Origin of the sequence: Amycolatopsis sp. NPDC051716, from assembly GCF_040681595.1 — a bacterium.
Taxonomy (GTDB): domain Bacteria; phylum Actinomycetota; class Actinomycetes; order Mycobacteriales; family Pseudonocardiaceae; genus Amycolatopsis.
Genome location: NZ_JBFAZA010000029.1, coordinates 19,145 through 35,097, shown reverse-complemented (window position 1 = coordinate 35,097; position 15,953 = coordinate 19,145). Strand labels below are relative to the sequence as shown.

The window sequence follows — 15,953 nt, the reverse complement described above, 5'->3', positions numbered from 1 at the left end:
CGGCAGGGGCCGGTGCGTGAGGTGCTGGGGTCCGGTTCGTGAACACCAGGAAACCTCCGGCGGACAACGGAAAGAGTGGGTGAATGGCTTTCCGGTGTCAACCTCCTTTGGTTGGGGCGTCAGGGCTTTGACAGGTCGTTCCCAGCTCGTTCAAAGGAACGGCGCCGACACTCGGTGCCATGGAACCCACCACCCCGGCCGGACCCGCCCGCCGCGAGCAGGGACGTCGCAAGGCCGCACTGGCGACGGCGGCCGCCGCGGTACTGGGCGCGGCCGCGGTCGGCGGCATCGGCTTCGGTCTCTCGGCCGCTTCGGCCGACACGACGCAGAACACCACGACCACTTCGACGGATTCTCAGGACCAGCTCGAGGCGCCGGACAGCGGCTTGAGCAGCGGCTCCGGCCACGCGCACACCGGCTCGGGTGCGTCGTGACCACGGCATTCCCGGCCCTGGGCACGACGGCGGAGCTCCTGGTGACCGACCCGGCCCGGCTGGGGGCGGCGCTCGCGGTGCTGCGGGAGGAGCTGGCGGCGATCGATGCGGCGTGCAGCCGGTTCCGCCCGGATTCGGAGATCTCCCGGCTGCACGAGGCGGCCGGGCGGGAGGTCCGGGTGGGGCCGTTGCTGGCGGAGGCCTTGGCGGTGGCGTTGCGCGCGGCCCGCTTGACGGACGGGGTGGTCGACCCGACGGTGGGGGCGGCGGTGCGGGCGCTGGGGTACGACCGGGATTTCGCGTTGGTTGCCGCTGACCGGCACACCTCGGTTTCGAACGTCGCGAATGAGTCATTCGGGACCGCCGAGGTCGCGAATGACTCATTCGCGGCTTCCTTCGGTCGCGCGCCCGGCTGGCACCGGGTCCTCTTCGACCCCGTCCGGCGGCTCGTCGTCCTGCCCCGGGGTGTCCACCTCGACCTCGGTGCGACCGCCAAGGCCCTCGCCGCCGATCGGGCCGCGCGGCGGATCCACGCCGCCGCCGGCTGCGGGACCCTCGTGAACCTCGGCGGTGATCTGCGCGCCGCCGGGCCGCCTCCCGACGGCGGCTGGCTGGTCGCGCTCGGCGACGATCACGCCGCCGCCGTCACCCGGCCGGACGCCACCGTCGCCCTGCACCGGGACGGCGCGCTCGCCACCTCCGGGACCACCCGGCGGCGCTGGCGCCACGGCGGCCGGACCGTGCACCACATCGTCGACCCGCGCACCGGCGACGTCCCCGAAGCGCGGTGGCGCACCGTCACCGTCGCCGCCAAGTCCACTGTGGACGCCAACACCGCGAGCACCGCCGCGATCGTCCTCGGCGCCGGCGCACCCGCCTGGCTCGAGCGACGGCACCTGCCCGCGCGGCTGACCGGCGTCGACGGCGACGTCGTCACGACACCCGGCTGGCCCGGAGAGCGGGAAGCGGCATGAGCTCCGCGGTGTGGTACTTCAGCCGCGCGACCGGGCTCGTTTCGCTGGTGCTGTTCACCGGCGTCGTCGTCCTCGGCGCGCTCGGCGCCGGCCGGTTCGCCACGCGCGAGTGGCCGCGGTTCGCCGTCGCCGCCGTGCACCGGAACCTGGCCCTGACCAGCCTCGCGTTCCTCGCGGCGCACATCGCGTCGGCGGTCCTCGACGGGTACGTCCCGCTCGGCTGGCTCGACGTCGTCGTCCCGTTCGGCGCGGACTACCAGCCGCTGTGGGTCGGGCTCGGGGCCGTCGCGATCGACCTGGCGCTCGCGATCGTCGTCACCAGCCTCGTGCGCACCCGCCTGCCGGCGCGCGTCTGGCGCACCGTGCACTGGCTGGCCTACCTGTGCTGGCCGGTCGCGCTGGTGCACGGCTTCGGCATGGCCGAGGACGACTCCGCGTACGGCTGGATCGTCGCGCTCGACGTGCTGTGCGTGCTGGCCGTGCTCGGGTCCGCCGGCTACCGCGCGGCCCACGTCCGCAAGTTCGCTGCCCTGGGAGGCACCCGATGAGCATCCTGCCCCCGCACCGGCTCGACCTGGCCGGCCACCGGCGCCGCAACGGCGTCGTGCCGTGGGTCGCCTACCACGGCGACGACGGCCGTGACCGGCTGATCGAGGCCGTCGAGGCGGCGGACCTGCGCGGCCGCGGCGGCGGGGGCTTCCCGACGGCGGTGAAGCTGCGCGCGGCCCGGTCGAAGCGCTCGATCGTCGTCGCGAACGGGTGTGAAGGCGACCCGCTGAGCCGAAAAGACGTTGCCCTGCTGACGCTTTCGCCGCACCTCGTCCTCGACGGCCTGCAGCTCGCCGCGCACGCCATCGGTGCCGCCGAGGCCGTCCTCTGCGTGCACGCGGGCAGCCCGGCGCTGCCGGGTGTCGGCGCCGCCCTCGCCGAGCGCGAAGACCGGGTGCCGGTGCGGGTCGCGGAGATCCCGCGCCGGTACGTCGCCAGCGAGGAGACCGCGCTCGTCCGCTACCTGACGTCGGGGGACGCGCGGCCGCTCGGCAAACGGCCCCGGCCGGCCGAACGCGGCGTGCGCGGGCGCCCGACGCTCGTGTCCAATGTGGAGACACTGGCGCAGCTGGCGTCGGTGGTTCTCCTGGGCCCGAACCACTACCGCGCGGGCCGGACCGAACTCGTCACGGTCACCGGTGCGGTCCGGCGGCCCGGCGTCGTCGAAGTGGCCGCCGGGACGTCCCTGGCGGGCGCGCTGGCCGCAGCGGGTGGAGAGGCGGAGCCGGTGCAGGCGGTGCTCGCCGGCGGTTACGGCGGGACGTGGACGGCGGAGCTCGGCGGCGGTGTGCCGGGGATCGCGGCGGTCCACGCGTTGCCGGTGCGGGCGTGCGGGCTCGAGTACACCGCGAAGGTGCTGGCGTTCCTGGCGGCCGAGTCGGCCCGGCAGTGCGGGCCGTGCACGTTCGGGTTGCCCTCGATCGCGGCGGACTTCGCGGAGCTGGTCCACGGCGGTCCGTCGGCGCCCCGGCTGGCCCGGCGCCTCCCGCTGCTCACCGGCCGCGGCGCGTGCGCCCACCCGGACGGCGCGGCCCGCCTCGCGGCGAGCGCGCTGCGGGTGTTCGACGCCGACGTCCGCGCGCACCAGGCCGGCGGCCGGTGCCGGGTCCCGGCGGGTGTCGCATGAAGGTGACAGTCGACCCGATCAGGTGCCGCGCGCACGGGTTGTGCGCGGATCTGCTGCCCGAACTGGTGCGGCTCGACGAATGGGGCTATCCGGTGGTGGCGCCGGGTCCGGTGCCGGCGGGACTGGCGGCGGAGGCGCGTGGCGCGGCGGCGGCGTGCCCGGCCTTGGCGTTGCGGCTGCGGAAGGACTGAGCCGGCGCGGTAATCCGGTCGTGCCGCCGCGGCGGAGCCATTAGCCTTCGCCACCATGGACGGCAAGCTCATCGACCGGATCCGCGGTGCCCGGCGGGTCGCCGCGCTGACCGGCGCGGGCATCTCCACCGCGTCCGGGATTCCCGACTACCGCGGCCCCGAAGGCGTCTGGACGCGCACGCCGAGTGCCGTGAACGCCTTCACCCTCGAGAACTTCATGGCCGACGCCGAAGTGCGCCGGGAGTTCTGGCGGACGTACGCGGGGCACGCCGCTTGGCGCGCCGAACCGAACGCGGCCCACCGCGCGCTGGCGGAACTCGACCGCACGGGCGTCGCCGTCCGCGTGCTCACCCAGAACGTCGACGGGCTGCACCAGCGGGCGGGCCTCGCCGCGCGCAAGGTCCTCGAACTGCACGGCACCATGCACACCACGCGGTGCACCGCGTGCGCGGCCGGCTTCCCGACCGCCGAGATCCTCGCCGCGGGCGACGACGACCCGACGTGCTCGCGCTGCGGCGGCATTCTCCAGCTCGATGTCGTCCTTTTCGGACAGATGCTGGACGGCGCCGTCCTCGGCCAGGCCAGGACCATCGCGGCGGCGAGCGGGCTCTTCCTGGCCATCGGCAGTTCGCTGCAGGTGGAGCCGGCGGCGTCGCTGTGCACGATCGCCGTGGGAGCCCGAGCGACGCTGGTCGTCGTCAACCGCGACCCGACTCCGTACGACGACGACGCCGATTTCGTGCTGCGGGACGACATCGAGGCCGTCGTGCCGGAACTCTGTGCCGCGGTCAACCGGTGATCCGGTGATCCGCGAAGCCCGCGGCGAAGACTGGCCCGCGCTCTGGCCGATCATCCACGACGTCGTCACCGAGCAGCGGAGGACGGCGACCGGGTGACGGGCACGGCGAACATGTACGCCAACCGGCCGGGGCCCGGCAGCCACGTCGCCTCGGGCAGCCTGATGGTCGCGAAGGAGGCGCGCGGCGCGGGCGTCGGGCGGGCCTTGACGACGGACCTGATCGGCTGGGCGCGGCGGAGCGGCTTCGCGGCGATCCAGTTCAACGCGGTCGTCGACGTGAACGTGGCCGCGATCCGCCTGTACGAGAGCCTCGGGTTCGTGACGCTCGGGACGGCGCCAGGCGCGTTCCGCCACCCGGACGAGGGGGACGTCGGGCTGCGCATCATGTGGCTGGACCTGCGGTGACCCGCCCGCCGAACCGCCAGGTGCGCACTTCGACGGCGGCGTACCGGGCCGGGGTGAGGACACTGCGCGCCGCGCCCGGGCTCGCCGCCCTTGTCAGCGCGGCCGTGCCGAGCCAGGCGGTGCCGTCGTCGGACAGGAGCGGCCCGTAGGCGATGAGATCGTGCCCGTCCGGCGGTTCGACGTCGGCGGGCGGCCCTTCGCCGAGGCCGAGGACCAGGTAGCCGCCCGGCTCGCCGGGGGAGTCCCACATCGTGGTGCCGAGGGTGTTGCGCCACCGGCGTAGCAGGACGTCCCGGTACCCACCGGCCTGGTAGGTGGGCTCGTCGAAGGCGAACGCACGGGCCGCGGCCGGGTCCGGCAGGTTGAGGGCGTGCACGCTGCCGGTGGGGGTGCCGGCGTCGTCCAGCGTCGGGCCGCGGGCGATCATCCGGGTCGCGTAGCGGTCCATGTAGGCCCAATGCGCTTCCAGGGTTTCCTGCCGCAGCGCCGTTGATCCGGGGCGGTCGCGGTGGTAGCAGAAGAACTCCATGACCGCACGCTAGCCTGCGTCTTTCATGACATATGAGGTAGCTCGGAGCCTGAGAATGGAGGAACTGCCTGTCCGGTAAGGGAACTCGGGCTTGCGACGGTCCAGGATCCACGCCGCGGGAAGGCGCTCCCTTGGTGGGAGTGACGACCACCGCATCTCGCCGGTGATCATGTGCGACACCGCCTGGCCGCGGTGTCAGCGGCGGCTCAGCACTGCTACCCACGCGTCGTCAACGCTGACGTGGCGCTTGACCGCAGCAACGATGGGGACGGTCTCGACGTCGATCACGCCTTGGAGCGCGGCCACCTTGCCGGTGAGGTAGGCGTACAGGGCGGCGTCGTCGGGGCAGCTGATCGAGGCGATCAGGTTGGCCGCGCCCGTGCTCGCTGCGGCGAACGATACTTCGGCGTGGTCGGCGAGAGCGCGTCCCACGGTGTCGAGCCGATCCGGTGAGATCGACAACCAGAGCATCGCCCTGGTCGCGATGCCCAGTACTGCCGTGTCGATGTCGAGGTCGAAGCCAAGCAGTCCGGCGTCGAGGAGTTCGCCGATGCGGTCCCGCACGGTCGACTCGTGCCAGTGTGTCCGCTCGGCCAGTTGCCGGTACGTCGCCCGCCCGTCGTCGGCCAATGCTTCGACCAGGGGCCAGTCCAGCTCGCGCAAAGCGGTGTCGCCGGCCGGCACCGTGGCTCGGTGCCGCAGCTGCCCGATCTGTCGAGGTGACAACGCGGTGGCGACGGTCGTCGGTGGCCTGGCACCGTCGAAGAAGACATGCAGTACCCGGTAGGCGTGGGTGGCGGTGACACCCCAGTGGGACGGCAGATCTCCCAGGAAGGTCCGGGTCTGTGGCGTCGCTCCGCGATCGCGGAGGGCGCAGAGTACCTCGGCACCCATCGTCGCCAGTGACACCCAGGCTGTGTCGGGTCGCCGGGCCAGCGCCGCCGCGACCGCGGGTGCGGTGTGCGGGACCCGGAGCCGGATCATCCAGTCCGACCGGCCGACGCGTTCACCTGCGGGCTGGCCGACGACCCGGACCACGCCGCGCTCGCGCAGCAGCCGATAGCGACGGGCGACGGTCTGTTCCGACCGGCCGACCACCTGTGCGAGCCGGCTGAACGTAGCGCGGCCGTCAATGTACAACCCGTGGATGATTTGGCGGTCGAGATCGTCAAGGCCGTTGGAAACCACACCATCACTCTATTAGGTCGGTGGAAAAAGATACAACACGGAGAAACGGTGGAAGTCGAACGAGTGCGTGAGCCACGCTGGCCGGGTGGTCGGAGAACGTACGAAGGAGATCGTCCGATGAAGGCAGCTGTGGTCCGCGGGGTGGGGCAGGATCCCGTCTACGGCGAGTTCGAGGAGCCGGTGCTGCGCGAGGGCGAAGTTCGGGTGACGGTGACGGCGTCCGCGCTCACGAACTTCACGAAGGTGCGTGCCACCGGGCGGCACTTCAGCGTTGCGCCGCGGCCGCCGTTCGTCGTGGGCATCGACGGGATCGGGCGGATGGACGACGGGTGTCGGGTCTACTTCCTGTTCCCGCGTGCACCGTTCGGCGGGATGGCGGAGCGGACCGTGGTCGCTTCGGCGCAGTGCATGCCCGTGCCCGACACCGTCGACGACGTGATGCTGGCCGCGCTCGCCGACCCCGGGATGTCCTCGTGGGTCGCGCTGGAAACGCGGGCGGAGCTGGTACCGGGCGAGACTGTGCTGGTGAACGGCGCCACCGGTACTGCCGGTCGCGTCGCGCTGCAGGTGGCGCGCCATCTGGGCGCGGAACGCGTGATCGCCACGGGACGCGACCGGGCTGTTCTCGATTCACTGATCGCTCAGGGCGCCGACGCGATCATCCCGCTGACCGACGACCCGGGACGCCTGACGGCTGCCCTGCGGGAGGAGTTCGAGCGCGGAGTCGATGTCGTGCTCGACTACCTGTGGGGACCGCCCGCGCAGAGCCTGCTCGCTGCCACGAACGCACGGAAATCACGCTCGCCGCTGCGGTTCGTGCAAATCGGCTCCGCTGCGGGCGCGGAACTGGCGCTGCCCGGGTCGGTGCTGAAAGCGACGGATCTGCGCATCCTGGGCAGCGGGATCGGAAGTGTTGCGGTCGGCGACATCATGCGGATCATCGACAAGCTGATGCAGGCCGCGGCCACGACTGAGTTCTTTCTCGACGTGCGGACGCACCCGCTGTCGCGCATCGGTGAGCTGTGGCCGGCGGCGAGCGTCACACCGCGCACCGTGTTCACGGTCGAGGCTCCCGCCTGACGTGCACCCAGCAAATCCGCTGACACCCGCGAACCCCTCCGGCCACTTCGTCAGGTCGAGCATGCCGGTGATCGCCAGTCACGCCTGTCGGCACCCGATCCGGCCATCGTCCGCCGGGACCGGCCCTGGGCCCACCGTCTCGCGACGGCATTCACCCGACTCCGCACCGCCCCTTTGGCCCGGCTGAACCCCCGCTCCTGACCCGACGACCGAGGACCCTCGGAACCCGGCCACCGACACGACAGCCGGCCCACAACCACGCCCACACGACGACTTCCGGCCACGACCCGGGCCACAACGACGACCTCGACCAACTGCACGACCGCAGGCAAGATCGAGGCTAGCCCTCCGCCGGCGACCGGTACGCAACCGGGCGGCGAATGATCGAATAAGCGCTTTCGTTCAGCGCTGTTCCGGTCCGGACAGTTCTTCGGCGAAGATGGTGTCGATCTTCCGGGCCGCCGTCCGCAATTTCGCGACACTCGCGGCGAGCAGCGCGAACGCGGCCGCCGGCACCACGAGCAGCACGGGCGGCCACCCGAAGCCGGCGACCGCGACGGCGCAGAACAGCGCGGAGATCAGGAAGACTGCCCGGCCGGCGACCCGCGGCCACGCGGGACGGGGCTTGGCGTGCCGGCCGCGCGGTGTGCGGAGAACCGGCCGCGCGAGGGCAGCGTGGACACTCATCCAGACCTCCGGGAATATCGTCGAACCGGCGGGAGGGGATTCCCGGCGGCAGCGCCCGCGCCGAACGACGCGCAGTTGGCACGTGGTGTGTGTCGGCCCGGACGCGGCTCCGGTTACCTGTCGTTATTGGTTCGAGTCCCAATTCACGGAATCGAATTACCGCCCGTTCCGGACGGTTTCCGCACTAGGGCCGTTGGACCCGGTTTCGCGCGCCGGAGGTCCCGCCCTCAGGAGTCGTGGCCCTTGCCTTTGCCCTTGCCGGGGTTGTCGGTCTTCTCGGGCTTGCCGCCCTGCTTCGGCGGCTCGGCGGCGGGCGGCGGGGTTTCGTGGGTGACGGCGGCGGGCTCGAGCGACGCCGGTCCGCTGGGGGCCGGACCGCGGCCACCGGCGGCGTCGGAGTGCGGCGCGGAGGTACCCGGGTCGGCGAGCGGGGTGGACGACGAAGGGGTGGGGGTGGCCACCGGCGTGTGCGCGGCGGGCGGCTGGGCGGGGGAGCTGGTCCCCGTGTCCTGGTTGATCAGCACCAACGCGGACACGGCGGCAACGGCGGCGGCGGTCAGCCCGGCCGCGGCGGCCAGCCGGCGGCGCCGGGGGCGGTCGGCCGGGGGTGTGGCCGTGGCCGCTGCCGCGACGGGGTGGAGGTGGGTCGGCGCATCGTCGGCGGGCCAGTCGTGGCCGGTGGAAGGGGTGTCGGCGGGCCAGTCGTGGCCGGCGGAGGGGGTGTCGGTGGGCCAGCCGTGGCCGGCCGAGGGGGTCTCGTGGGCCGGCACCGCGCCGGTCGCGAGCCCGCCGTGGCCGATCGAGCCGGTGGCCGTGCGGGTGTCTTGTGCCGGCACCGGGCCGGCCGCGGGGCCGCCGTGGCCGATGGGGCCGCTGGCCGAGGGGGAGCCGTGGGCCGGCACCGCTCCGGTCGCGGGCCCACTGTGGCCGGTGGGGCCGGCGGCTGCGCGGGTGTCTTGTGCCGGCACCGCGTCGACCGCCGGCCGGCCAAGGGCCGCCGAGCCGGAAGCCGCGCGCGCCGGGTCGGCGGCCGAACCCGCACCGGCCGCAGCCCCGCCGAGGCCACCGGCGTTCGCGGCGGAAGCCGTCTCCTGGCGCGCCGGGCGGCGACGCCACCGCGGGCTGCGCTCCAGGCGGCTCCACGGCAGCGTCGGCGGCGGGGCGTGCAGCATGTCCAGGACCTTCGCGGCCGTGGGCCGGTCGGTGGGCTCCCGCTGCGTCATCCGGCGCAACGTGTAGGCCAGCGTCGCCGGCGCGTCCTCCGGGATCCGCGGTGGTCTCGTCAGCCGGGCCATGGCCGCCTCGACCATCGTGCCCGGGTACTCCCGTTGTCCCGTCAGGCATTCCAGCAGGATCAGGCCCAGCGCGTACACGTCCGCCGGTGGGCCCGCCGGCTCGCCCGACACCTGCTCCGGCGCCAGGTACGCCGCCGTCCCGGGGATCAGGCCCGTGCCCGTGATGTGCGTGGTGTCGAGCGCGTGGGCGATGCCGAAGTCACCGATCAGGGGACCGTCCGCGGACAGGAACACGTTGGCCGGCTTCAGGTCGCGGTGCACGATCCGCCGCGCGTGGACGTGGGCCAGCGCCTCGGCGAGCCCGTCGGCCAGCGCCGTCACGTCCGCCGCCGGCATCGGGCCGCCCAGCAGGCGCTCCGCGAGGTTCTCGCCCTCGACGAGCTGCATCACCAGGAACGTCCGGCCGTTCTCGTCGCCGCTGTCCAGCAGCGCCACCACGCCCGGGTGGCTGATGCTGCCCTGGATCGTCATCTCGCGCAGCCGGCGCCGCTGGTCGAGCGCCACCGCGTCCCGGTCGTAGATCTTCACGGCGACCTCGCGGGTCAGCCGGACGTCGTAGGCGCGGTAGACGCGGGCGGTGGCGCCGCTGCCGATCAGCCGGCCGACCTCGTAGCGCCCGCCCAGCAACCCGGGCGGCCGCTCGTCGTCGAGGGCGCTGCGCGGGGTGATGGTGAATTCACCGAGTGCGTAACGGCCACAGGTGACTTCCGCCCCGTCGCTCGTCGGCGGGCGCCCCGTTCTCCCGGCTTCGTCGGCCACGGGCGCCAAATACCCCGGTCCCGCGAACGGCAAACGTCGGAAGATCACGAAGAAAGTATCGTCCGGGGCCCCGCCGACGTGACAATCAGGGCGCGATCACGGCCGCGCGAACGCGTCCACACCGGTGAGCCGGCCCGACAGCGTCCACAGGCGAGCGGCCTGCTCGCGGTCGACGGCGTACCCGCGGACCCCGGACTCGGCGAGGCCCTCGGCGCCCTCCGGCGCGAGCTCGGCGACGTCACAGTCCTCCAGGTACAGCCCGCCGAGCCCGGCCAGCTGCGGCGAGGTCGCCGCCCAGACCGTGGTCGCGGCGCCCTGCTCCGGGGTCTTGAACTTCACCAGGTAGTTGCCGGCCTCGTCGATCCAGCCGCGTTCGATCATCTCCGCCCGCGGCAGGTGCCGCTGCAGCGGCGTCATGATGCCGCCGGGGTGCAGCGCGAACGCGTGGACGTCCTTCTCGGCGCCCAGCCGGTCGAGCTGGACGGCGAAGAGCACGTTCGCCGTCTTGGCCTGCCCGTAGGCCTGCCACTTCTCGTAGCCGGTCTCGAAGTGGACGTCGTCCCACCGGATCGGCGAGTAGTGGTGGCCGCGCGAGGACAGCGAGACCACGCGGGCACCCTCGGCGATCGCCGGCCACAGCCGGTTGACCAGCGCGAAGTGGCCGAGGTGGTTGGTGGCGAACTGGGCCTCCCAGCCCGGCCCGACGCGGGTCTCGGGGCAGGCCATGATGCCGGCGTTGGCGATGAACAGGTCGATCCGCCGTCCGGTCGCCAGGAAACGCCCGGCGAAGGCGCGGACGCTTTCGAGGTCACCCAGGTCCAGCTCGTCGACCTCGACGCCTTCGATATCGGCGAGCGCTTCCTCGGCGGTCTCGCGGCGGCGGGCCGGGACGACGACGTGGGCGCCGGCGGCGGCCAGCGCGCGGGTGGTTTCGAGGCCGATCCCGGAGTACCCGCCGGTGACGACGGCGAGCTTCCCGGTGAGGTCCACGCCCGCGACGGCTTCGGCGGCCGTGGTGGTGGCGCCGAAGCCCGAACCGATTTTGTGCTGTGCGGTGGTCATGGATCCGACGTTACGAGCTGGAGTGCACTCCAGCGCAAATCGCGGCCGGGGCCGAAACGGGGGACAATCGGGGGGAGAGGCACAGCCGACCCCAGGAAGGCTCTGATGGCCGACTACTACGGGAACCAGTCCCAGGACGTCCGCCCGGGCATCGACGCGCGCCGCCTGTGGGCGGGTGGCGTGGCCACGGCGGTGGTCGCGGCCCTGCTCGCGGTCGTCGGGCTGCTGATCGCACGCGGGATCTTCGAGGTCGAAGTGCTCGCCCCAAAAGGCGAAGGCGTCTGGGGCAACGCGAGCACCACGACGTACGCACTGGTCGCCGCCGCGGTGGCCCTGCTCGCCACCGGGCTGATGCACCTGCTGAGCGTGGCGACGCCGGCGCCGTCCCAGTTCTTCGGCTGGATCATGGTGCTCGTCACACTGATCGCCGTGGTGCTGCCGCTGACCCTGACGGTGGCTCCGAGCGCGAAGATCGCCACGGCGGCGATCAACCTGGTGATCGGCCTGGTCATCGCGGCGGTGGTGAACAGCATGGCGGCCAGCGCCCGGACCCTGCACCGGCGCCGCACCCAGCAGAGCGCGCCGCCGCCGGCTCGTCAGCAGGGCGCGCCCCCGCCGCCGACCCGGCAGCAGTGGACCCAGGAGGACCCGCCGACCCGGTACTACGACCGGTGACCGTCATGGACATCCGGGACACCAACCGCCGGGTGATCGAGCAGTTTCGCGCCGGCGGCGAGGTCGAGGGCATGCACCGCGAGCGCCTGGCCCTGCTGACGACGACGGGCCGGGTGTCCGGCGAGCCGCGCACGGTCCCGATGATGGTCCACCGCGACGGCTCGCGGTGGCTGGTGGTGGCGTCCAACATCGGCGCGCCCCGCCACCCGGACTGGTACCTGAACCTCGAGGCCGACTCACGGGTGCGGGTCGAGGTGGACGGGCGGTCCTTCGACGCGGAGGCGCTGCCGCTGCTGGGAGCCGACTACGTGCGGACGTGGACGGAGCTGGAGAAGGAGTACCCGTTCCTGGCCGACCACCAGGCGAAGGCGCGGCAGGCCAGGCGGGTGATCCCGATCGTGGAGCTGTCCGAAGAGGACTGAAGCGCCGGTCACGGCTGGTGACCTTCCTGCCACGCCTTCGGGTGTGGTAGTCGTAGGCCGGTGCACACTCGTGGTGTCCTCCTGTTGCTTCTTGCTTCCCCGATCGCCGCGCTCGTCACATTCGTGGTGTTGAGTACTGCTGTTCTGGCGTTGTACGTCTTGGCCGATGTGCAGAACAGCAGGCGGTTGCCGGATGAAGTCGCGGCGCGGGTCATCCCCAAGTGGTCGGCGCGGGCATGGTGGTTGCAGTGGCAATCCGGAAAGCTGCGGAGCAAGTGCGTCCGAGCGTTGGTCGGCGCGGGGGTTCGAGTCGTCGCCTGCGCTGTTGTCGGGTACTACGGGAGCTGGATCGCACTGGGCCCCGTGCGCGCCGTCAGCAGGTTGAACGGACAGGACGTTCCAGCGTGGGGCGGACCACCGTTGCTGGTCTACGTGGGTCTGGTCATCGGTCCGGTGCTCGTCGTCCAAGCGATCCAATACACCACAAGCGGCCACTGCCGGAAAATCTGGTCGTTCCCGGACCTTCATTTGCCCGGCGGCGTGCTCGGTTTCGCGACCCGATACGACTTCCTGCGCAAAGTCTGGCTCTACATCTGGCTGGATCGCTGCAGGAAAATTGCTGTTCTCTATTGCGTCGCCGCCACGCCATCCGCATTCATCGACCTGTCTTGGCCGGCGTCCGATAGCCGGGAAGGTCCGGAGTTCACCGCGGAAACCGGGTACGAACTGCTGCTCCTCGCGGGTTTGGCCGCAACCTTCGTGATGGGTCTGGTGCTGAAACGCGTCATCGCCGTCGCTCAGCCCAGCGCTCATGCGGCAATTGCCGTTCAGCGGTGCCTTCTCGCCGAGGAGGAGTACCGAAGCCCGGAATTCATCAAGCGCCGCGCGGGGATCATCGATCCGCTCGGAGAACGGCGGGTCCTGCTCGTCCGGGTCACGCGCTCCTTCGACGCGGCCGCCGCGAGAATCGATCAGGCATTCGCTCAGCATCCGGTGGCATCGATCCTGCGTGCTTGCAGCCGGCACATCCAGCTGTTCCTGGCGGGCACGAGGTCGCTGGCCGGACGCTATCCCAAGGAACTGGTCACCGTTCTCAACGACGCCGTCATCGTGCTGGCGGGTCCGATCGACCCCGAGTTCGCGACCTCGGTGGCCCGGAAGGTCGACGCTTTCTGCCACGACGGTGCACCTCATCCCGTGCGATCAGCGCCGAAACGCCGTTGGATCTCACTGATCGCACGGGCCGCCGACTCTCTCGATCGCTACTCCCGGTTCGGTACCGCCGCCTGGGGTTTGTTCCTCCTCGTGGCCGTAATCGTCCTCCTGCTGCAGGGCCACCTTGACCTGACCAAGATCCAGCTGCAGAAGTAGTCGCCGCTACTTGCTCGCCACCCGGCGGTACCGCGCCGTAGCCAGCGGGGCAAAAATCGCGATGATCGCCAAGCAGCACAAGATCGCGTACAGCGCCGCGTTCTCCGCCGGCCAGCCCGTCGGCGGGGTGCCGAAGCGGTTGCCGAACAAATCGCGGGTCGCGTTGATCACCGCCGTGAACGGGTTCCACTCCGCGATCGCCTTCAGGAACGGCGGGAGCGTGTCCGTCGGGACGAACGCCGAGGAGATGAAGCTCAGCGGGAACATCCAGATCAGCCCCGCGCTCTGCGCCACCTCCACACTGCGCGCCGCCAGGCCGATCAGCGCGCCGACCCAGGACAGGGCCCACGCGAACATCAGCATCACCAGGTACCCGAGCAGCGCGTCCCAGAAGCTGCCGCGGATGCGCCAGCCCACCAGCAGCCCGCACAGCGACATCACGATCAGCGCCACGACACTGACCACCAGGTCCGACGTCGTGCGGCCGAGGACCACTGCGATGCGGGACATCGGCAGCGAGCGGAACCGGTCGATGATGCCCTTCTGCAGGTCGTTGGCGAAGCCGATGACCGTGAACGCCGAATTGAACGCCACCGTCTGGGCGAAGATCCCGGCGATCAGGAACTCGCGGTACGCCGCGCCGCCCGCTTCGCCGCCGATCGCGTTGCCGAAGACGTAGGCGAACAGCAGCACGAACATGATCGGCTGCAGCGTCGCCGCCATCAGCCAGTCGGGGTTGCGGCGGACGTTCATCAGGTTGCGCCACGTGACGATGCCGCCGTCGGAAATGCCCTTCGCGAACGCGTTCACTTCGAGACCCCTGTGGTCGGCGAGGCATCGTGGCCGGTCAGGGACAGGAAGACGTCGTCCAGCGTGGGCCGGTGCAGGCCGACGTCCTGGACCGTGATGCCGTGGGAGTCGAGCCGCCGCAACGCCTCGATCAGCGCCTTCGGCCCGGTGTCGACCAGGATTTCGGCTCGCCGCGTGTGGTCGTCGCCGGTCGGCTCGCCGGTGCCCACCTCGCGCAGCACGGCCAAGGTCGCCGGGAGGTCCGCGGCCGAGGCGACGACCAGCTCCAGGCGTTCGCCGCCGATCTGGGCCTTCAGCTCGTCCGCCGTGCCGCGCGCGATCACCCGGCCGTGGTCGATCACCACGATCGAGTCGGCGAGCTGGTCGGCTTCTTCGAGGTACTGCGTGGTCAGCAGCACGGTCGTGCCGTCGGCGACGAGCTCCTTGATGACCTCCCAGGTGTCGAGCCGCCCGCCCGGGTCGAGGCCGGTGGTGGGCTCGTCCAGCACCACGACGGTCGGCTCGGCGACCAGCGCGCCGGCCAGGTCGAGACGGCAGCGCATCCCGCCGGAATAGCCCTTCGCCGGCCGGTCGGCGGCCTCGTCGAGCCGGAACCGCGTGAGCAGTTCCCGGGCGCGTGAGCGGGCCGCGGCCTTCTTCCGGCCGTAAAGCCGCCCGACCATGTAGAGGTTCTCGAACCCGGTGAGGTTCTCGTCGACGGCGGCGTACTGGCCGGACAGCCCGATCCGCTGCCGCACCTCGTCCGGCTCGGCCAGCACGTCGTACCCGGCCACGTGCGCCGACCCCGAGTCCGGGCGCAGCAGCGTGGTCAGGATGCGCACGGTGGTGGTCTTCCCGGCGCCGTTCGGGCCGAGCAAGCCGAGCACCTGGCCGGCCGGGATGTCGAGGTCGACGCCGTCGAGCGCGCGCGTCGAACCGTACGTCTTCACGAGCCCGCGTACCCGGACGGCTGGGTCCGGTCCCGGCTGTGGCATGACGGCTCCCCCTTCAGGCGACCCCGACAAGCTAGGCCACCGTGCCCGGTTTGTCCTCCGGGTTTCTCCCTGAAAAAGGCTCAGTTCGCCGAAAGCGTGACAGCGAACTCCGGGGGTGTCCGCAGCGACTGGAACACCACGCAGTAGCGCTCGGTCAGCTTCTTGAGCGTCGCCAGCTGGTCCTCGCTCGCGTCGGTGTCGAGGTCGAACGACAGCCGGATGGCGCGGAAGCCGACCGGGGCGTCCTTCGCGACGGCGAGGGTGCCGCGGAAGTCCAGGTCGCCCTCGGCCCGGACGCGCCCACCTCGGACGGTCAGGCCCAGCGACGTCGCGACCGCCCGCAGCGTCACCCCCGCGCACGCGACGAGCGCTTCGAGCAGCATGTCGCCCGAACAGGCGAGGGTGCCGTCGCCGCCGGTGGCCGGGTGCAGCCCGGCCTCGACGATCGCGCGGCCGGTCTCCACCTTGCACGAGATGCCGAGGCCGTCCAGCTCGGCGTCGGCGTGCAGCGTGATGAGCGCGCTCTCCGGGTTTTCCCGGTACTGGTCCTTCAGCGGCGCCTGGGTCGCCCGTAGTTCCTCGGTGTCCATGCGCCGATTCTGCTCCGGAAAACGCAGAAACGG

Annotated in this window: 19 protein-coding genes; 11 read left to right on the top strand and 8 right to left on the bottom strand. The window is 71.9% G+C overall.

Annotated features, from left to right (window positions below):
- The first annotated feature begins 179 nt into the window (after positions 1-179).
- From AB0M30_RS32745 to AB0M30_RS32715, 7 genes are all read left to right on the top strand, one after another.
- A complete protein-coding gene (locus tag AB0M30_RS32745; protein ID WP_364591765.1) occupies positions 180-434 on the top strand; it encodes a hypothetical protein in 255 nt (84 codons plus the stop codon).
- Entirely contained in the window at positions 431-1,408 is a 978-nt protein-coding gene (locus tag AB0M30_RS32740; RefSeq protein WP_364591762.1) for an FAD:protein FMN transferase, read from the top strand. The genes AB0M30_RS32745 and AB0M30_RS32740 overlap by 4 nt, the downstream gene beginning before the upstream one ends.
- Positions 1,405-1,956: a ferric reductase-like transmembrane domain-containing protein gene (locus AB0M30_RS32735; RefSeq protein ID WP_364591759.1), complete on the top strand. Its 552-nt coding sequence runs from the start codon at positions 1,405-1,407 to the stop codon at positions 1,954-1,956. The genes AB0M30_RS32740 and AB0M30_RS32735 overlap by 4 nt, the downstream gene beginning before the upstream one ends.
- The gene (locus AB0M30_RS32730; RefSeq protein WP_364591756.1) at positions 1,953-3,083 is read left to right on the top strand and encodes an NADH-ubiquinone oxidoreductase-F iron-sulfur binding region domain-containing protein; all 1,131 of its coding nucleotides are present in this window, start codon (positions 1,953-1,955) and stop codon (positions 3,081-3,083) included. The genes AB0M30_RS32735 and AB0M30_RS32730 overlap by 4 nt, the downstream gene beginning before the upstream one ends.
- Positions 3,080-3,274, top strand: coding sequence for a ferredoxin (locus AB0M30_RS32725; protein ID WP_103340460.1), 195 nt, complete (start codon positions 3,080-3,082; stop codon positions 3,272-3,274). The genes AB0M30_RS32730 and AB0M30_RS32725 overlap by 4 nt, the downstream gene beginning before the upstream one ends.
- A 55-nt stretch (positions 3,275-3,329) precedes the next feature.
- On the top strand, positions 3,330-4,073 hold the full coding sequence (locus tag AB0M30_RS32720) for a Sir2 family NAD-dependent protein deacetylase (RefSeq protein WP_364591753.1): 744 nt from the start codon (positions 3,330-3,332) through the stop codon (positions 4,071-4,073).
- Positions 4,074-4,166: 93 nt separating this feature from the next.
- Positions 4,167-4,478 (top strand): GNAT family N-acetyltransferase, encoded by a 312-nt coding sequence (locus AB0M30_RS32715; protein WP_364591750.1) that lies wholly within the window; start codon positions 4,167-4,169, stop codon positions 4,476-4,478.
- On the opposite strand, the gene AB0M30_RS32710 is transcribed toward AB0M30_RS32715, so the two are convergent.
- Both AB0M30_RS32710 and AB0M30_RS32705 read right to left on the bottom strand, forming a co-directional pair.
- Positions 4,456-5,007 carry a YciI family protein gene (locus AB0M30_RS32710; RefSeq protein WP_364591747.1) on the bottom strand — a complete coding sequence of 184 codons (552 nt, stop codon included), beginning with the start codon at positions 5,005-5,007 and terminating at the stop codon, positions 4,456-4,458. The genes AB0M30_RS32715 and AB0M30_RS32710 overlap by 23 nt on opposite strands.
- 195 nt (positions 5,008-5,202) lie before the next feature.
- Positions 5,203-6,195, bottom strand: coding sequence for an Lrp/AsnC family transcriptional regulator (locus AB0M30_RS32705; protein ID WP_364591744.1), 993 nt, complete (start codon positions 6,193-6,195; stop codon positions 5,203-5,205).
- A 129-nt stretch (positions 6,196-6,324) separates the two neighbouring features.
- Between AB0M30_RS32705 and AB0M30_RS32700 the strand changes: the two genes are divergently transcribed.
- A complete protein-coding gene (locus AB0M30_RS32700) occupies positions 6,325-7,275 on the top strand; it encodes a zinc-binding alcohol dehydrogenase family protein (protein ID WP_364591741.1) in 951 nt (316 codons plus the stop codon).
- A 402-nt stretch (positions 7,276-7,677) separates the two neighbouring features.
- Here AB0M30_RS32700 and AB0M30_RS32695 read toward each other — a convergent pair whose 3' ends face one another.
- The 3 genes from AB0M30_RS32695 to AB0M30_RS32685 all read right to left on the bottom strand — a co-directional run bounded on the left by AB0M30_RS32695 (position 7,678) and on the right by AB0M30_RS32685 (position 11,078).
- Entirely contained in the window at positions 7,678-7,962 is a 285-nt protein-coding gene (locus AB0M30_RS32695) for a hypothetical protein (protein WP_364591738.1), read from the bottom strand.
- A 227-nt stretch (positions 7,963-8,189) separates the two neighbouring features.
- Entirely contained in the window at positions 8,190-10,064 is a 1,875-nt protein-coding gene (locus AB0M30_RS32690) for a protein kinase (protein WP_364591735.1), read from the bottom strand.
- Between the two features lie 48 nt (positions 10,065-10,112).
- Positions 10,113-11,078 (bottom strand): SDR family NAD(P)-dependent oxidoreductase, encoded by a 966-nt coding sequence (locus AB0M30_RS32685; protein WP_364591732.1) that lies wholly within the window; start codon positions 11,076-11,078, stop codon positions 10,113-10,115.
- 105 nt (positions 11,079-11,183) lie between these two features.
- On the opposite strand from AB0M30_RS32685, the gene AB0M30_RS32680 reads away from it, so the two are divergent.
- The 3 genes from AB0M30_RS32680 (at position 11,184) to AB0M30_RS32670 (ending at position 13,546) form a co-directional block, all read left to right on the top strand.
- The gene (locus AB0M30_RS32680; protein WP_364591729.1) at positions 11,184-11,753 is read left to right on the top strand and encodes a DUF6069 family protein; all 570 of its coding nucleotides are present in this window, start codon (positions 11,184-11,186) and stop codon (positions 11,751-11,753) included.
- 5 nt (positions 11,754-11,758) lie between these two features.
- A complete protein-coding gene (locus AB0M30_RS32675) occupies positions 11,759-12,175 on the top strand; it encodes a nitroreductase/quinone reductase family protein (protein WP_364591726.1) in 417 nt (138 codons plus the stop codon).
- A gap of 84 nt (positions 12,176-12,259) precedes the next feature.
- On the top strand, positions 12,260-13,546 hold the full coding sequence (locus AB0M30_RS32670) for a hypothetical protein (RefSeq protein WP_364591723.1): 1,287 nt from the start codon (positions 12,260-12,262) through the stop codon (positions 13,544-13,546).
- A 6-nt stretch (positions 13,547-13,552) separates the two neighbouring features.
- Here the strand turns inward: AB0M30_RS32670 and AB0M30_RS32665 are convergent, their stop codons facing one another.
- The 3 genes from AB0M30_RS32665 to AB0M30_RS32655 form a co-directional block, all read right to left on the bottom strand.
- Positions 13,553-14,356 (bottom strand): ABC transporter permease, encoded by an 804-nt coding sequence (locus AB0M30_RS32665; protein ID WP_364591721.1) that lies wholly within the window; start codon positions 14,354-14,356, stop codon positions 13,553-13,555.
- Positions 14,353-15,330, bottom strand: coding sequence for an ATP-binding cassette domain-containing protein (locus tag AB0M30_RS32660; protein ID WP_364591718.1), 978 nt, complete (start codon positions 15,328-15,330; stop codon positions 14,353-14,355). The genes AB0M30_RS32665 and AB0M30_RS32660 overlap by 4 nt, the downstream gene beginning before the upstream one ends.
- Positions 15,331-15,410: 80 nt before the next feature.
- Positions 15,411-15,920 carry an OsmC family protein gene (locus tag AB0M30_RS32655; protein ID WP_364591716.1) on the bottom strand — a complete coding sequence of 170 codons (510 nt, stop codon included), beginning with the start codon at positions 15,918-15,920 and terminating at the stop codon, positions 15,411-15,413.
- Between the last annotated feature and the right edge of the window lie 33 nt (positions 15,921-15,953).